Genomic DNA, 17,186 nt, shown 5'->3' on the forward strand with positions numbered 1-17,186 from the left:
TTCCTTCCCCTAGCAGGGGAAGGTGGACTGATCCACTGAGGAGTGGATTGGGACGGAAGGGGTAATTGGGAGGGTCATTTGGAGTTCTGTGTTGGATCCCTTCCGACTTTTGTCCCTGAAAAAGGTCCAAAAGCCACCTTCCCTTGACAAGGGAAGGTGCAAAGATTTTGATAGGAACATTTAGGTTTAATACAATTTGTATGAATATGAAAGATAAAATAAAAGAACTGGCACATATCTATAGCCCAGCGTTTGTAAGTGTAAGGAGGTATCTGCACCAGCACCCGGAACTGTCTTTTAATGAGTACGATACTTGTAAATACATACAGCAGCAACTTAAGGGAATAGGAATAGAACATATTCAATCTGTTGCAGAAACAGGTTTATTGGCTACTATTCATGGTTCCGATAATGGTAAAACCATCCTTTTAAGGGCAGATATGGATGCTCTGCCCATACATGAAGAAAATACGGTGGATTACGCTTCTCAAAACATTGGGGTAATGCATGCCTGTGGACATGATGTGCATATGACTTCCTTGTTGCTGACCGCTAAAATACTTTTTGAACTTAGGAATGAATTTTCTGGAACCGTAAAATTGTTATTTCAGCCGGGAGAGGAAATAATGCCAGGGGGTGCCACCTTGGTCATGAAAGAGGCTGCCTATACCTCCTTAGGCCCCATTCCCCATCTAGGACAGCATGTAATGCCAAATCTTCCTGTTGGTAAGGTAGGTTTCAGACCAGGACTTTTTATGGCCAGTATGAATGAGATTTATATTTCTGTGATTGGCAAGGGAGGGCACGCTGCGGTTCCGGAAGAATGCATAGACCCCATTTTAATAGCTTCCCATATAATTGTAGCGGCCCAACAAGTGGTAAGTAGAATGGCATCGCCCAAAACCCCCAGTGTATTATCATTTGGCCGTATTATTGGGGATGGAGCCAATAATGTAATACCGGACAAGGTAACCATTGAAGGTACTTTCAGAACCTACGATGAGGAATGGAGATCAGAGGCTATAGAAAAACTGACTAAGATGGTAAAATCCATAGCAGAGGGGATGGGCGCAGAATGCATAGTGGATATTCCTAAGGGTTATCCACATTTAAAAAATGATGTAGCCCTGACCAATTCCATGAAACAAGGTGCAATATCGTTCCTAGGAGAAGATAATGTGGTAGATTTGGATCTATGGATGGCTGCAGAGGATTTTGCTTATTATACCCAAAAGAACCAAGCCTGCTTTTATTTATTGGGAGTAGGGAATACACAAGAGGGCATTACTTCCGGATTGCATACACCTACCTTTAATATAGACGAATCGGCTTTGGAAATAGGAGGCGGATTAATGGCATGGTTGGCTTTGGAAGCTATGGCCTAGTGGTGGGATTATGGTTCCCCGGACAATTTCTTTACTAGTTTTCCAACGGTCAAGCCCTGCGCCAGAATAGAAAAAACTACCACTACATAGGTAACAACAAGGAAAAGGTCCCTGTGCATTTCAGCGGTCAGCCCCAATGCCAAGGCTATGGAAATGCCACCTCTTAGGCCGCCCCAGGTCATAATAAGGTTGGTGTTGGGGACAAAATCCAATTTTTTCTTAAAGAAATTAATGGGGAGTAAAAGAGATAGATACCTACATGTCAATACAATGGGAATAGCTATTAAACCGGCAATAAAATAATTAAGTTCAATCGTAAGGACCAAAATTTCCATTCCTATAAGAACAAATAGGACGGTGTTCAAAAGGATATCCAGCAATTCCCAAAATTTATCCACATAGATTTCTGTATTCTCGGACATGGCCGTGTTCCTTACTTTGTCATTGCCTACAATTAATCCGGCCGTAACCATGGCCAAGGGTGCAGAAAGATGAAGTTGATGTGCTATGACGGTACCGGTCATAACGGCCGCTAAGGTAATTATAACCTCTATGTCGTAATCATCAATAGACTTCATAAGTCTAAAGGTGACCCATCCAAGAAGAAGTCCTAAAAAAAGTCCCCCTATTACTTCTTGACCAAACAATTTAAATATGTCGCTCGCTCCCATTTCACTACTTCCAAAGGAAGCTATCTGAAAAATGGTCAAGAATACGACCACACCCACCCCATCGTTGAACAGGGATTCGCCAACAATTTTGGTTTCCAATTTTTTGGGTACTCCTGCTTTTTTTAAAATTCCCAGTACGGCAATAGGGTCTGTAGGGGATATAAGGGCTCCAAATAGTAGGCAGTAAATATAATCTATCTGTAGACCTGTAGTTTGCAAAATATAGTACATGGCTGTTCCTACTAGAAACGTAGAGACTACCACCCCAAGGGTAGCAAATGCAAATACGGGCCATCTTTGTACTTTAAGCTGTTCGAAATTAGTGTGCAATGCCCCTGCGAACAGAAGAAAGCTCAACATAACATCCATTAGGACAGTTCTAAAATCGATATGGGTTATGATGTATTTTTCTGCATTCAACAAAGTGTCATTAACGCCGCTTATAGCAAACACCGCGAGGGTAAATAAAATAGTGATCAACATTAGCCCAATGGAATTAGGAAGTTTTAGAAATCTAACATTGAGGTAGCCAAAGGCGGCGGAAAGAAATATAAGTACTGTGGCAATGGTAAAATAATCCATAGGAAGGTGGGTTTATTACAAAAATAGAGCTTGGGAATTATTTAATAGTAAGGTTGGGCCTAAAAAAACAATGTAAAAGTGGTATTCTTGTCAGGTATTGATTTCACTTTTAAATTGCCGCCGTGCATTCTTAATATTTGTTTTGAAAGGCTTAATCCTACCCCTGTTCCCGAATTCTTGGTTGTAAAAAAAGGTACAAAGATCTCGTTGATCAATTCATGCGGTATTCCTGGGCCATTGTCCTCCACTTCAATGTATTTCTCTCCTGCGGGGTCTATACCGGCGATTAATTTTATGGAACTGTTTTCTTGATTGGATAGGGATTGTAAGGCATTTTTACATAAATTGATCAATACTTGGGTAATTTGTTTTTCATCTATAAAAAGCTCCAGGGATGGAGTCGCTATTTGCAATTCAATGGAGGTGTTTGAAAATTCGGGATTTTGGCTTACCAGTAGTTTTACTTTTTCCAACAAGCTTTGCGCCAATACAATTTTTTTATCCGGTACAGGAACGTTCAAAAAGCTTCTGTAAGATTGTACAAAACTCATTAGGTTCGCCCCTTGATCCTTAATGACTTCCAACCCCTTTATGGTGTTGTTAAAGCGCTTTTGATATTCGGAGCCATCTTCAGGTGTACTATCTCCTTTTTGGTAATATTTTAAAATGGAATCGGAAATGGAGGTTATCGGTGTAATGGAGTTCATAATCTCATGGGTCAGGACCCTAATTAATTTGGTCCAGGATTCGGTTTCCTTTTCGTCCAATTCCTGATGGATGTCCTGGATAACTACCAATAATAACTCTTGTCCATCCAAATTGAAGGATGAGGATTTTATCGCCAAATCAATTTTTTCACGTTCATTGGTCAATTGAAACATGCGACGTTCAAAAGGCTTCAATTCACTAAAGACACGATAGAGATTTTCATCAATTTGGGATAGTTGTTTAATATGGTTAAGTGGCGTATAATTTAGCATATGCTCCAATCTGGGATTGGCAAAAAGGATATGTCCTTTGTTGTTGATCGCTAAAATGCCAATATCGGCTTGTTTTAAGATCTCTTGGTAAAATCGTTCTTGGGTTTGATTTTTTAAATGAATTTTTTGAATCATTTCATTTAGCATATTCAAGCTATGATTAAGCTCTTCAAGAGATTTAAGTGTCAATTTTTCGGGAAATCTAAGGGTGAAATCCTCATTCTTTATAGCATCGAAGAAATAGGCTATTTTTCTGTTGGTCTCATTTACATATTTTATTAAATAAAAGGCCTGAAGTACTAGTGCAATTAAGGTTAGAACACTAAAAACATAGTTTTCCCGGACCAATAGAAAGGCGAGCATTAAGGATGTGGCGGTAATAAAGACTACTCGGCCTATGGTTTGGAAATAGAAGTTTTTACTAACCATTGGTATCCTGTTTTTTAATTTTATTGTAGAGCGTTTGCCTGGATATGCCCAATTGTGCCGCCGCTGCACTATAGTTGCCGTCATGGCTTTGCAAGGCGTTTGCAATCATAATTTGTTCCATTTCCTCCAAGGTTTTAGGTCCTGTGGGAATTAGTTGGGATGGTTTCGCATTCAATATAAAATCGGTAGGTTTCAGAATATTTCCTTCACACAGAATTACCGCCCTTTCCAAAGTGTGCTGTAGTTCCCTCACATTTCCCGGCCATGAGTAATGCATCAACTTTTCTTCGGCAATATCGTTTATTCGGAGTCCATGTTTTGCATACTTGGCGCTATATTTTTTTAGATAAAAATCAGCGAGGATCAAAATGTCATCCCCCCTGTCCCGTAGTGCTGGAACTTGAATATGTATAGTGTTTATTCGATATAAAAGATCCTCTCTAAAGAGACCGTCGGTTACCATTTGTTCCAAATTGCCATTGGTGGCACAGACCAATCTAATATCTACAGGAATGGGCTTGTTGGAGCCCACCCGTACTATTACCTTATTCTGAATGGCCGAAAGTAATTTGGCCTGCATTTGTAGGGATAGGTTGCCTATCTCATCCAAAAACAAGGTACCTCCATTGGCAGCTTCAAATTTTCCGGTCCTATCGTCCTTGGCATCGGTAAACGATCCTTTAAGGTGGCCAAATAGCTCACTTTCAAATAAATTTTCAGATATAGACCCCATATCGACCGAGATGAAAACTTCATTTTGTCTAGGAGACATTCGGTGCAGTTGGCGTGCAATCAGTTCTTTGCCGGTACCATTTTCTCCTGTAATTAAAACATTTACATCGGTTTTGGCCACCTTATTGGTAAGGTTTAAAACGGCGGTGAGTGCCCTGGAATTACCAATTATATAATTTTTGTCCTGATTAATTACCTGCTTTAAATTACTTTCCTTTTGTTTTAATTTACTGATTTCTTTCTGGGATTTGCGAAGCATATAAGCCGCTTTTACCGTTGCCAGGAACTTATCGTTGTTCCAAGGTTTGAGAATAAAATCGGATGCTCCCTCTTTAAGCGCCTGTACCGCTAGTTCTACCGCCCCATAGGCGGTCATCATGATAACTGCGGTAAGAGGTGCCTTTTTCTTGATTTCCTTTAACCAAAATAACCCTTCATTTCCCGTATTTACTCCGGCAGAAAAATTCATATCCAAGAGGACTACGTCAATCGAGCTTAAGTCGGGAAAGGAAGACAATTGATTGGGATTGGTAATGCTGGTGATGTTGGTGTATTCAAATTGCAACAAGATTTCCAAGGCACTCAAAACACTTTTATTGTCGTCTATTACTAATATTTTTCCTTCGACCATAATTTTGATGATAAGGCAATTTTTCTTTTTGTTGATTGGCTTTTATATATTTCGCCTCTTTCTTTATAAGAAGTAGGGTAGATATTTGTATGTTGTTCGTACTGAAGTTTGGCATTGAATCTAGTTTACTTCCAATCCTTATACTATCACTTGGACAATTACTCCCTTTATCAAAACTACAATATCTAAGTTTAACTCCATTAAAAGTGTCCAAATATTGGACAATTGTTGTACAACTATTTTACAATAGAATTTATTATGTTTATTAAATATGAGTTAACTTACTGTAAATCAATAATATAATTATTTGGCATGGACTTGGAATAGGGTACTTTGACGATGTCTTGACATAGTAGTCGGATTGGTGATTTTTTTAACCCTGTTTGTATTATGAATTTTATTGAAGGAAAATTGCTTCTTTTGTTTTTGTTTATCAGTGTTGTCGTCACTGGCCAGGAGAACTGGACCTTGGAGAATTGCATCTCCTATGCCTTGGAGCACAATCTTACGTTGCTGGATTATCAATATCAGGAAGATTCTGGTAAAGAGAATTATAACCAGGCAATAAGGGATATGCTTCCTAGTGTTAATGGTTTTGCCGATTATAATATTCGATATGGTAGATCTACAGATCCGAATACCAATGATATTATTGATACCGAATTCTTTTCCAATGGTTATTCCTTGAGCGCTTCAATAGATCTTTTTCGAGGCTTCCAAAAGGTCCACACGATTAAGGCAAGAAAGCTTTTGTATAAGGCTGCGCAGGAAACATCACAACAGCAGCGATTTTTACTGGCTCTAAGGATTATGACGGCCTATCACGATATTCAGTTTTATGAGGGTCTCCTGGCAATTTCAAAGGAGCAATTGACCATCTCGGAAGACAATTTTAAACTGGCTAGTAAACAAATTGAAATAGGGTTGAAGGCCAAGGCCGATCTGTATGAGGCAGAATCCGTATTGTACACGGATCAACTAAATGTTACCCAGAATGAAAATTTGTTACAGGCAGCAAAGCTTAGTCTGATACAGGAAATGAATCTGGAAAATGCCCATACCTTACAAATAAACCCTATTGTTCCCAAGACACTGGTGGATAACAAACTGTCGACAGATAGTATTTATGGCTTGGCCAAGGATTTTGTTCCCCTTCTCAAGGCCCAAAAGTATAGAACCGAAGCGGTTAAAAAACAACTGAGTGTTGCCCGGGGAGGGCTCTACCCTTCACTGTCGTTTGCTACTGGTTACGGAACCGGTTTTTATGAAACTACGAGGGACACCTTGGGAGTTACAATTCCATTTAAAAATCAAATTGAGGACAATGCCTCAAGGTTTGTGGGTTTTTCGCTTAATGTTCCCATTTTTAATGCTTGGTCTACTCGTTCTGCCATAAAACAACAGAAAATTGCTTTGAAGAGGGAAGAAAATAATCTTGAAATACAGGAGCAGGAAATTTTTAAGGCCATACAACAACTTGTCCAGGAGAACAAGGCCTTAAACGTGGAACTTATTCAAAGCGAAAAACAAATTTTGGCGCAAGAACAGGCTTTTGGAGTAGCACAAAAAAAATATGAAAAGGGCTTGTTTACGATAATGGAACTCAATCTGGCAAAATCTATGTACGCAACGTCACAAAATAAAAATTTACAGGTAAAACTGCTACTTCAGATTAATCAAAATACACTGTCTTTTTACCAAGGCTTACCTATTTTTAACATTAATAGCACCAATTGAAATGGATATACAATTAGAAAAGAAGAAAGGATTAAGGCCAAAACACTACGGGTATATTGCCATTGGGGTTTTGCTGCTATTTATGGGTTGGAAAATGATAACAGCTAATACGGGCCATACTTTTAGAACGGAAAAGGATAAATTGTCCATCGCAGAGGTGGTACAGGGAAAATTTGATGATTATATCACCATCAACGGTACGGTGGCCCCCATTGCTACCATTTACATGGATGCTTACGAAGGGGGGCGTGTAACCGAAAAACTGATAGAGGAAGGGGCCATGGTACAAAAAGGGGATATTATCCTAAAACTGGAGAATATTGGTCTATATGAGCAAATATTGAACAGTGAAAGCAATTTGGCACTAAAGCAGAACGACCTAAGGTCTACCAAAATAACATTTGATTCCAGACAGGTGGAGGGTAAAAAATCTTTGGCCAACGCACAGTACGAGTTAACAAAATTGAAACGAAATTTTGAACAGAACCAGGTTTTATATGATGACGAATTGATTTCGAAGGAAGAGTATTTAATATCAAAGGAGAATTTTGAGCTATCCCAAAAGCAATATGATATAGTTAAACTACAGACCGAACATGACGATGAAATGAGAAGCACCTCCTTGGCGGGATTGGATACGGATCTGGAACGTATGCGCAAGACGCTTACTATGGTTTACGAACGTTTGGACCATTTGAATGTACGGGCACCGGCAGATGGGCAATTAGGGTTTTTGGATGCGGAAATAGGACAGAATATCGGTCAGGGTGAACGTATTGGTCAGATTAATGTCCTTACGGATTATAAGATCGAGGCGGATATAGATGAACATTATATAGATCGTGTGAAACGCGATTTAAATGCAACTTTTGAGCGCAATGGAATAGAGCATTCCCTGCGGTTGAGAAAGGTATATCCTGAAGTTCGAAATGGTAAGTTCAAGATAGATTTGGTCTTTACAGGTGAAAAACCACAGAACATCCGAGCAGGACAAAGTTATAATATAAAGTTACAGTTGGGCGAATCCAGTGATGCACTCTTACTGCCCAAGGGAAGTTTTTTCCAAAGTACTGGCGGACAATGGATATTTGTAGTTAACCCGGATGGTAATGAGGCATTAAAGCGGAATATAAGAATAGGAAAACAAAACTCCAGATATTATGAAGTGTTGGAAGGATTGGAGAACGGTGAAAAAGTAATTACCTCCAACTATGATAGTTTTGGAGATGCCGATAATATAGTGTTGAAATAGAAACATAAAATATACATCCAAAACTGTCACAAATGGGATGGCAAGTACATCCTTTAATTAACGTGTAAACCTTTTAGTATGATACAAATACAGAATCTTAAAAAAAGCTTTAGGACCGAAGAAGTGGAGACCCTGGCATTGAACAATGTTAACCTCAAAGTTCAGGACGGCGAGTTCGTAGCCATAATGGGGCCCTCGGGTTGTGGCAAATCTACCCTGTTGAACATTATAGGTATGCTGGACAACCCTACCTCAGGAAGCTACCAATTTGCCGGACATGAAGTGGGGCATTTAAAGGAAAATCAGCGAACACAATTGCGAAAAGGAAATCTGGGCTTTGTCTTCCAGAGTTTTAATTTGATAGATGAACTTACCGTCTTTGAAAATGTTGAATTGCCATTGATCTATCTTAAAATGAACAAAAGTGAGCGCAAGCAAAAGGTAATGGCCGTATTGGAGCGAATGAAGATAGCACATCGTGAAAAGCATTTTCCACAACAACTTTCGGGAGGTCAACAACAGCGTGTGGCCATTTCACGGGCCGTTGTTACAAATCCAAAGTTGATTTTGGCGGATGAGCCTACGGGAAATCTGGACTCCAAAAACGGAATCGAGGTAATGAACCTCTTAACAGAGTTGAATCAGGAAGGTACCACCATAGTGATGGTAACCCACTCGGATAGGGATTCGCACTATGCGCATAGAGTGGTAAACCTATTTGATGGGCAGATTGCCACCGAAAGCCATAATAGGGCTATGGGAGCAATGCGTTAGGGAGACCTGCAAGGTGTAGTCCGCCTTTTGCGGACCTCCTTGTAGGTCTTGCCTGGGATTTGAAAGTGGAACCAATAAGGTTCGGGGATCCGCATGGTAATGAAAACCTATAGGGTTTTGGAGACCTTGCAGGTTCATGAAGGGGGGAGTGTTTGTAGTCCGCCTTTTGCGGACCTCCTTGTAGGTCTTGCCTAGGATTTGAAAGTGGAACCAATAAGGTTCGGGGATCCGCATGGTAATGAAAACCTATAGGGTTTTGGAGACCTTGCAGGTTCATGAAGGGAGGAGTGTTTGTAGTCCGCCTTTTGCGGACCTCCTTGTAGGTCTTGCCTGGGATTTGAAAGTGGAACCAATAAGGTTCGGGGATCCGCATGGTAATGAAAACCTACAGGGTTATGGAGACCTTGCAGGTTAATAAGAGGTATAGAGTTTATTCATCAATGAAATAAGTGCTGAACTTATTTCTGCATCAAAAACAATCATCATGTTTCAAAATCACATTAAAATTGCTTGGAGAAGTCTTAAAAGGCAACCTTTTTTTACCTTCCTGAATACTTTCGGTCTAGCCATTGGTATGGCCGGTGGCTTGCTCATATCGTTATACATCTATGATGAGATGAATTTTGACACCATGTTTAAAGATGCCGACCGTATTTATAGAATAAATTCGGATATCAGATTTGGCGGCAAAATTATGAGGTCCGCTCAAGTGGGTGCTCCTATGGCGGCGGCTATCAAAAGCGATTTTCCGCAAATTGAGTTAGTGACAAGAATAAGGAACCGAGGGAGTCTGCTATTAAGAAAACAGGGAACTGAAGCCAATACCAAAGAATCCAATGCGGCTTTTGCGGATTCTACTTTCTTTAAAATGTTCGGCATCGACTTGCTTGTAGGTGATGTACAATCTGCTTTGACCGAACCAAATACCTTGGTGTTAACGAAAACAGCGGCCGAAAAGCACTTTGGTATGAACAATGCCTTGGGGCAACACCTTTTGCTGAATAACACTGACACCTATACCGTAACCGGAGTTGTCGCCGATTTCCCTAAAAACTCAATGCTTAGGGACCACGATGTTTTAATGGCCATGGCCGGGTTTGATGACGCAAACCAAATGTTATGGACCAGCCATAACTATTTCACCTTTATAAAATTGCTGCCGGGGGCCGATATTGCTGATTTTCAAGCTCCCTTGCAATCAATGTTGGAAACGTATATCTTACCGTATGTACAGAAGTTCTATCCCGGTATTACTGCGGAATCCTTTGAGGCATCCGGAAATTATTTGAAGTATAGTACTATTCCTTTGACCGATATACATTTGTATTCCAACAGGGAGATAGAGCTAAGTGCCAATAGCAGTATTCAAAATGTCTATATTCTTTCCTTTATTGGTTTGTTCTTAATCCTCTTGGCCAGTGTAAATTTCATGAATTTGTCAACGGCCCATTCCTTAAAAAGGGCCAAGGAGGTAGGTATTCGAAAAACCTTGGGTTCCAACAAGCTGGATCTAGTACGGCAATTCTTAATTGAAGCAGGGCTGATTTCATTTATTTCATTGCTACTGGCCATTGGTATTGCCATAGTTGCCCTTCCTTTTTTCAATGACCTTTCCGGAAAGTCCATTTTAATACCGTTCATTAATCCTGTTTTCTGGATAATCGTATTGGCCGCCGTAACTTTTCTAGGTCTTTTTTCAGGAAGTTACCCTGCATTTTTTATGTCCAGGTTTGTGACTGCCAAAGTACTTAAAGGTGGGGGAGGGAATAGCATTGGTGGAGGAAAGATCCGAAATTCCCTGGTCGTTTTTCAATTTGCCATTTCCGTTTTATTGATAATAAGTACCCTAGTGGTCTTTCAGCAATTAAAGTACATACAAAGCAAGGATCTTGGTTTTGTCAAGGATCGGGTCTTGCTTATCGATGATGTGTATACCGCGGGAAATCGGGTGCAATCTTTTAAGGAGGAAGTGATGCAATTGGGCCAAGTGGCAAGTACAACATTGACCGGTTATATGCCTACCCCTTCTTTCCGCAATGATAATTCCTTTTTTAAGGAAGGTTCAACAGAACAGGAAAATGCCCTTCAAATGCAGAATTGGGTGGTAGACCATGATTATTTAAAGACCCTGGACATGCAGCTAATTGCAGGAAGGAATTTTGATAAACGCTTCCCCACTGATTCCACCGCAACTATACTTAATGAGTCAGCAGTTGCAAAATTGGGGGTAACTCCCGATGAAGTATTGGGAACACAGATTTCTGGGAATCTCGGTTTAGAAAGCCAGGTTTTTTATACCGTGATCGGGGTGGTCAAAAATTTTCATTATGCGTCTCTAAGGGAAGATATCGGGGCTTTGGGCTTATTTCTCGGAAATTCCACGGGTTCTATGGCCATTAGGCTAAAAGCCGGTGATTTTTCAAATGTGATAGCCAATATAGAAAATATCTGGAACAAAGTGGCACCTGGCCAATTGTTCAGCTATCGTTTTATGGAAGATTCTTTCAATACGACCTACCAAGCAGAGCAAAAGTTGGGGCACATTTTTGTGGTATTTACGGTACTATCCATTTTGATTGCCTGTCTTGGCCTTTTTGGCCTAGCGGCCTTTAATGCCGAAAAACGGACCAAGGAGATTGGAATTAGAAAAGTGCTAGGGGCAAGCGTGGGCCAAATATCCACAAAACTTACTTTGGATTTCTTAAAACTTGTGGGAATAGCAATTTTAATTTCTATCCCCATAGGTTGGTATGCCATGGGTAAATGGTTGGAAGATTTCTCCTATCGAATAGATATTTCTTGGTGGATATTTGCTCTGGCTGCTTTTATGGCCGTTTTGATATCAGTGCTTACAGTAAGTTACCAAAGTATTAAGGCGGCCATGGTGAATCCTGTTAAAAGTTTACGTACGGAGTGAACAGTTGGCAGTGAACAATCAACAATGAATTGGGAGCAGTACACAGTTAGGAATTAAAACGCATATCATCAATCAAATCAAATCAAAACGAGAATCATGTTTAAGAATTATTTTAAAATCGCTTGGCGGAATATTAGGAGAAATAAATTGCATTCCGCCATCCATATTTTTGGTTTGGCCATCGCTTTTTCCATCTGTATCCTTTTATTTTTGACGGCCTATTTTCATCTGAGTTTCGATTCTTTCCACAAGGATAAGCCTCAGCTGTTTAGAACTTTCCGCCATATAAACAGTGCACAGGGTCCTGAAATGAGTTCCCAAATGCCATTGCCGGCCGCTGCTGCTTTAAGGACCGATATTCCGGAAGTGGAGACTGCTATAGTGGTGAATATGGGGATGCCTGAAAATTTATCATACGAGGAAAAAAATTTGGAACGGGTGGTTGTTAGGACCGATCCGGATTTTTTTGAAGTGTTCAATTTCCCGGTACTTATCGGTAATGGCAGCACGGCACTTTCCGGTTTGCAGGATATAGCCTTAAGTGAAACTACGGCCAAAGCCATTTTTGGGAATTCGGATCCCATTGGGAAGGAGCTAAAAATAGGCAGAGGCGAAGACGTTGAATATTACACCGTAACTGCAGTGGTCAAAGATTGCCCAAAGAATTCAAGTATTCGATTTGACGCAGTCGCCCGGACCGAATCGCTTCCCAATTATGCACAACTTCAAAATGATTGGGGCTCCAATGGATCCAGTGTTTTTATTAAAATCTCCAAAAATAGCGAGCCACAAAAGGTTGCTATGAAACTGGAACCTTTTGTGGAAAAATACTATCCCGATCAGTTGGCACAACTTAGGGCCGATAGGCCGGATGTAAAGGAATCCTCCGAATTGTTGAGTTTAGACCTCACCAATATTAATGATGTTCATTTTTCTGGGGAAAGGAGTGCCCCCAAGGTATTGGTATATGCCCTCATGTCCTTGGGGGCCTTTATTCTATTGATTGCCTGTTTTAATTTTATAAACCTTAACATGGCCAACTCTTTTAAAAGAAGTCGTGAACTGGGGGTAAGGAAGACACTTGGGGCCTATAAGGGGCAACTTTTTATGCAGTTATGGGGAGAAGCATTTCTGCTTTATTTTGTTGGTTTTATGTTGGGATTGGGACTAGCTTCCCAATTGATACCCGCCTTTAATGCACAATTTGGAGGTGGTATGGAAATTTCGGCCCTATTCCAACCCTCTTTTTTGGCCATTATCTTTGGGGTCTTTTTATTGGTAACCCTGATTGCTGGGGGATACCCAGCCTTAAAGATGGCCAACTTTAGTTTGGTTGGCGTTTTAAAGGGTAAGGTCTCCACCAAGAGGCCGGGAGCCCTTCGCAATAGCCTTTTAGTGAGTCAGTTTGCCATTTCCAGCCTGCTGATCTGCATAAGTTGGATAGCAGGACAACAATTGGATTTTTTACGGGAAGTACCTATAGGTTTTGAAAAGGAGCAGGTTATAAGTATTCCTGTAGGTTACCAGCAAGACGGTAGAAAAATATTGGCGCGTATGCGGAACCAACTTGTAAATGATCCCAATATTGTTTCCATTACTGGGACAGGTGGTAACTTGGGAAGGGGCTTGGATAGGGTTACCGTTAGGTCTGTTGTAGGGTTCGATTATAAACAGAACCAGGTTTCGGCCGATTGGCTCTTGGCGGATTATGACTTTTTAAGGACTTTGCAAATTCCTATTCTTAAGGGAAGGGATTTTGATCCTGCCTATGCCACGGATACAATAAATGCGTTCGTGGTTACTGAGAGTTTTGTAAAGGCCATGGGAGAACCTGATCCCATTGGCAAATATTTTGGAGGGGAAGAAGCAGGATTGGGAAATAGGATCATAGGTGTAATACCGGATTTTAATGCCTATTCCCCGTCCGAAAAAGCTTATCCAATAGCCATTCATCTATCGGCATCGGAACGTATAAATTACATTTTCCTAAAGGTTAAATCGGATAATCCACAGATGGTGATGGAACATATCGCTGCAGTTTGGGAAAAGCTTACGGATAATGCCCTCTTCAAAGCTTCCTTTTTAGATGAGAATCTGCAGGCCTGGTACGAGGGCGAAATAATTATGACCACAGTCTTTGGTATTGCATCGGCCATAGCCATATTCCTTTCCTGTTTGGGCCTTTTTGCCATTTCATTAATGGTGATTGAATTGAGGACCAAGGAGATAGGAATTCGGAAAGTTATGGGAGCATCGGTAAATAGTATTGTTGGTATGATATCAATTCACTTTTTAAAATTGGTATTGCTCAGTCTATTGATTGCAGTCCCCTTGGCCTGGTATGCCATGGAGATTTGGATCGAGAATTATGAAAATCGTATATCCATAGATCCGCTCACATTTTTAGGGGTGGGCACTGTGGTAATAGTGGTGGCATTGTTTACCGTTAGTTTTCATACCATAAAGGCAGCCATTGTTAACCCTGTAGACAGTTTAAGAACGGAGTGAAAAAGTAAGTAGTAAACAATAAGCAATTAACAATGAATTGGGAGAGGTAGATAGTTAGGAATTAAAACGCATATCATCAATCAAATCAAATCAAAAAACGAAGAAACCATGATTAAGAACTTTTTCAAAATCGCTTGGCGGAATCTTTGGAACAATAAGGGATATACTGCCATTAATGTAGGCGGATTGGCGTTGGGTATGGCCGTAACGCTCATCATAGGTCTTTGGATCAATGATGAATTATCCAACAATAGTTATTTTTCCAAAAAGGATAAGTTGGCACAGGTATTTCAGTCGCAAACTTTCAATGGAACCACAGGTACGGGGCCAGCTATACCCAGACCTTTGGAAAGGGCTTTAAGAGACGGTTATGCAGATAACTTCGAACATCTGGTTATGTCTTCCTGGAACATAACAAGATATTTAAAGTACAAGGACAAGAGCCTTTCCAAAACCGGGAACTTTATGCAGCCTGAAGCTCCTGAAATGTTGGACTTAAAAATTTTAAAAGGGGAAAAAGATGGCTTAAGGGAGTTAAATTCCGTAATGCTGTCCGAATCGGTCGCCTATGCACTTTTTGGGGATGAGGAACCTATTGGTAAGACCGTACAGGTCAATAACCAATATGATGTAATGGTGAGTGCAGTATATGAAGATATTCCTTTTAACAATTCTTTTCATGACACCGAGTTTTTAATGCCCTGGGACAAAATAATCGCAACCCAAGAATGGATGAAAAATGCTGTGGACAATTGGGGGAACAACTCCTTTCAAATGTTCGTTCAGATTGCCGATAACACCACCATGGAAAAAGTTACCGAGGCTATTTTAAATGTGAAAAAGGATCTGAATGAAGATACGGCGGAATTCAATCCACAAATATTTCTCTTTCCCATGAAGGATTGGTACCTACGTGGCAATTTTGAAAACGGAAAGCAGTCCGGGGGCAGAATAACATATGTATGGCTCTTCGGAATAATTGGGGTGTTCGTATTGCTTTTGGCCTGTATAAATTTCATGAACTTGAGTACGGCCAGATCTGAAAAAAGAGCTAAAGAAGTAGGAATCCGGAAATCCATCGGCTCGCAGAGAAATCAGTTGATCAATCAATTTTTGTGTGAATCTTTTTTAGTGGTATTGTTTGCCTTTTTTATGGCTGTGGTAATAGTGATTATGTCCTTAAACGGATTTAATGATCTTTCCAAAAAGGAAATTTCCTTTCCATGGACCAATGGAATTTTTTGGATCAGCTCTTTAGCATTTATTTTATTTACGGCCTTGATAGCAGGTAGTTATCCTGCATTGTATTTATCCTCTTTTAAACCTGTGGATGTTTTAAAGGGGACATTTAAATCTGGCAGGTATGCAGGGTTGCCCAGGAAAATCCTGGTGGTCCTACAATTTACGGTTTCGGTGGCTTTCATTATAGGTACCGTAATCGTTATGCAACAGATCAACCATGCAAAAAACCGCCCTGTTGGTTATAATAAGGAAGGACTTATTCAAATACCAACATTCAGTCAAGATTTTGAGGGTAAGTACGATTTAATGAGAAGTGAATTTTTAAATTCTGGTGCGGTAATCGAAATGTCGGCGTCCAGCAGTCCCACTACCGAGATTTGGTCCAACCGCAGTGGATTTGAGTGGGAAGGCAAGCCTGAAGGTTTTCAGGAAGATTTGGCATGGACTGAAGTGACCCCGGAATACGCCAAGTCTTTGGGTATGAAAATTATTGAAGGCCGTGATTTTTCAAGGGAGTTCGCAACCGATTCCAACGCTGTGTTGATCAACCAGACCGCAGTAAAATATATGGGAATCAAGGATCCCGTTGGCAAGTTTTTAAAAGAGGATGACGAGGAGGATCCAGGTCCACCTTTGAAAATTATTGGGGTAGTTGAAGATATGATAACACAATCCCCCTATAAGCCCGTCAAGCAAGGACTTTATGTTTTTGACAAACATGGTAATTCCAGTTATTATAATTTACGTCTAAATCCCGACCGAAGTGCGAGTCAGAATATAGCCATTATAGAAAGGGTCTTTACAGAACATTTTCCGGATCTTCCTTTTGAGTATGATTTCGTGGATAGCCAATACGGCAGAAAATTTGCTTCGGAGGAGCGTATTGGAACACTTTCCGGAATTTTCACTGCTTTGGCAATTTTGATCAGCTGTCTTGGTTTATTTGGGCTAACCTCTTTTGTGGCCGAGCAGCGCACCAAGGAAATTGGGGTACGAAAAGTGTTGGGAGCAACCGTGTTCAATGTTTGGACTATGCTTTCAAAGGATTTTCTAAAACTGGTCACTATCTCTTGTTTTATTGCGGTGCCCATTGCCTACTATGTGATGAACGGATGGTTACAGGATTATCCCTACCACATGCTTCTTGAATGGTGGATTTTTGCCTTGGCCGTTTTCGGTGCCATGGCAGTAACGGTTATTACGGTAAGTTTTCAAGCTATCAAGGCAGCAAATTCGAATCCGGTAAAGAGTTTGCGAACAGAGTGAAGAAGTGAACAGTGGTCAGTTGGCAGTAAACAATTAACATTATCGTTGAACATAGAATAACTATCAATGTGCAATAAATA

Annotated in this window: 11 protein-coding genes; 8 read left to right on the forward strand and 3 right to left on the reverse strand. The window is 40.5% G+C overall.

The window, feature by feature from the left end; genetic code table 11:
* Positions 1-206 precede the first annotated feature (206 nt).
* Positions 207-1,385, forward strand: coding sequence for a M20 metallopeptidase family protein (locus QSE00_RS20335; protein WP_286107280.1), 1,179 nt, complete (start codon positions 207-209; stop codon positions 1,383-1,385).
* An 8-nt stretch (positions 1,386-1,393) separates the two neighbouring features.
* Here QSE00_RS20335 and QSE00_RS20340 read toward each other — a convergent pair whose 3' ends face one another.
* Genes QSE00_RS20340 through QSE00_RS20350 form a run of 3 tightly spaced genes read right to left on the reverse strand, consistent with a single transcriptional unit; the run spans position 1,394 to position 5,410 of the window.
* Entirely contained in the window at positions 1,394-2,638 is a 1,245-nt protein-coding gene (locus QSE00_RS20340; RefSeq protein WP_110354692.1) for a cation:proton antiporter, read from the reverse strand.
* A gap of 59 nt (positions 2,639-2,697) precedes the next feature.
* Positions 2,698-4,047 carry a sensor histidine kinase gene (locus QSE00_RS20345; RefSeq protein ID WP_286107281.1) on the reverse strand — a complete coding sequence of 450 codons (1,350 nt, stop codon included), beginning with the start codon at positions 4,045-4,047 and terminating at the stop codon, positions 2,698-2,700.
* Complete coding sequence (locus tag QSE00_RS20350) at positions 4,040-5,410, reverse strand: sigma-54-dependent transcriptional regulator (protein ID WP_286107282.1); 1,371 nt, start codon at positions 5,408-5,410, stop codon at positions 4,040-4,042. Before QSE00_RS20350 ends, QSE00_RS20345 begins: the two co-directional genes overlap by 8 nt.
* A gap of 390 nt (positions 5,411-5,800) precedes the next feature.
* Between QSE00_RS20350 and QSE00_RS20355 the strand changes: the two genes are divergently transcribed.
* The 7 genes from QSE00_RS20355 (at position 5,801) to QSE00_RS20385 (ending at position 17,106) form a co-directional block, all read left to right on the forward strand.
* On the forward strand, positions 5,801-7,147 hold the full coding sequence (locus QSE00_RS20355) for a TolC family protein (RefSeq protein ID WP_286107283.1): 1,347 nt from the start codon (positions 5,801-5,803) through the stop codon (positions 7,145-7,147).
* A gap of 1 nt (position 7,148) precedes the next feature.
* Entirely contained in the window at positions 7,149-8,399 is a 1,251-nt protein-coding gene (locus QSE00_RS20360; protein ID WP_286107284.1) for an efflux RND transporter periplasmic adaptor subunit, read from the forward strand.
* Positions 8,400-8,477: 78 nt separating this feature from the next.
* The gene (locus QSE00_RS20365) at positions 8,478-9,173 is read left to right on the forward strand and encodes an ABC transporter ATP-binding protein (protein WP_110354697.1); all 696 of its coding nucleotides are present in this window, start codon (positions 8,478-8,480) and stop codon (positions 9,171-9,173) included.
* 238 nt (positions 9,174-9,411) lie between these two features.
* Positions 9,412-9,588 carry a hypothetical protein gene (locus QSE00_RS20370; RefSeq protein ID WP_286107285.1) on the forward strand — a complete coding sequence of 59 codons (177 nt, stop codon included), beginning with the start codon at positions 9,412-9,414 and terminating at the stop codon, positions 9,586-9,588.
* Between the two features lie 69 nt (positions 9,589-9,657).
* Positions 9,658-12,090 carry an ABC transporter permease gene (locus QSE00_RS20375; protein WP_286107286.1) on the forward strand — a complete coding sequence of 811 codons (2,433 nt, stop codon included), beginning with the start codon at positions 9,658-9,660 and terminating at the stop codon, positions 12,088-12,090.
* Positions 12,091-12,186: 96 nt separating this feature from the next.
* Positions 12,187-14,598 carry an ABC transporter permease gene (locus QSE00_RS20380; RefSeq protein ID WP_286107287.1) on the forward strand — a complete coding sequence of 804 codons (2,412 nt, stop codon included), beginning with the start codon at positions 12,187-12,189 and terminating at the stop codon, positions 14,596-14,598.
* Positions 14,599-14,706: 108 nt separating this feature from the next.
* Positions 14,707-17,106: an ABC transporter permease gene (locus QSE00_RS20385; protein ID WP_110354700.1), complete on the forward strand. Its 2,400-nt coding sequence runs from the start codon at positions 14,707-14,709 to the stop codon at positions 17,104-17,106.
* Positions 17,107-17,186: the final 80 nt, after the last annotated feature.

Origin of the sequence: Arenibacter flavimaris, assembly GCF_030291335.1 — a bacterium.
Taxonomy (GTDB): Bacteria; Bacteroidota; Bacteroidia; order Flavobacteriales; family Flavobacteriaceae; genus Arenibacter.

Excerpts from the sequence above, each read along its gene's own strand:
- QSE00_RS20335 (WP_286107280.1), top strand. The coding sequence starts at position 207 with ATGAAAGATAAAATAAAAGAACTGGCACATATCTATAGCCCAGCGTTT.
- QSE00_RS20340 (WP_110354692.1), bottom strand. The coding sequence starts at position 2,638 with ATGGATTATTTTACCATTGCCACAGTACTTATATTTCTTTCCGCCGCC.
- QSE00_RS20345 (WP_286107281.1), bottom strand. The coding sequence starts at position 4,047 with ATGGTTAGTAAAAACTTCTATTTCCAAACCATAGGCCGAGTAGTCTTT.
- QSE00_RS20350 (WP_286107282.1), bottom strand. The coding sequence starts at position 5,410 with ATGGTCGAAGGAAAAATATTAGTAATAGACGACAATAAAAGTGTTTTG.
- QSE00_RS20355 (WP_286107283.1), top strand. The coding sequence starts at position 5,801 with ATGAATTTTATTGAAGGAAAATTGCTTCTTTTGTTTTTGTTTATCAGT.
- QSE00_RS20360 (WP_286107284.1), top strand. The coding sequence starts at position 7,149 with ATGGATATACAATTAGAAAAGAAGAAAGGATTAAGGCCAAAACACTAC.
- QSE00_RS20365 (WP_110354697.1), top strand. The coding sequence starts at position 8,478 with ATGATACAAATACAGAATCTTAAAAAAAGCTTTAGGACCGAAGAAGTG.
- QSE00_RS20370 (WP_286107285.1), top strand. The coding sequence starts at position 9,412 with ATGAAAACCTATAGGGTTTTGGAGACCTTGCAGGTTCATGAAGGGAGG.
- QSE00_RS20375 (WP_286107286.1), top strand. The coding sequence starts at position 9,658 with ATGTTTCAAAATCACATTAAAATTGCTTGGAGAAGTCTTAAAAGGCAA.
- QSE00_RS20380 (WP_286107287.1), top strand. The coding sequence starts at position 12,187 with ATGTTTAAGAATTATTTTAAAATCGCTTGGCGGAATATTAGGAGAAAT.
- QSE00_RS20385 (WP_110354700.1), top strand. The coding sequence starts at position 14,707 with ATGATTAAGAACTTTTTCAAAATCGCTTGGCGGAATCTTTGGAACAAT.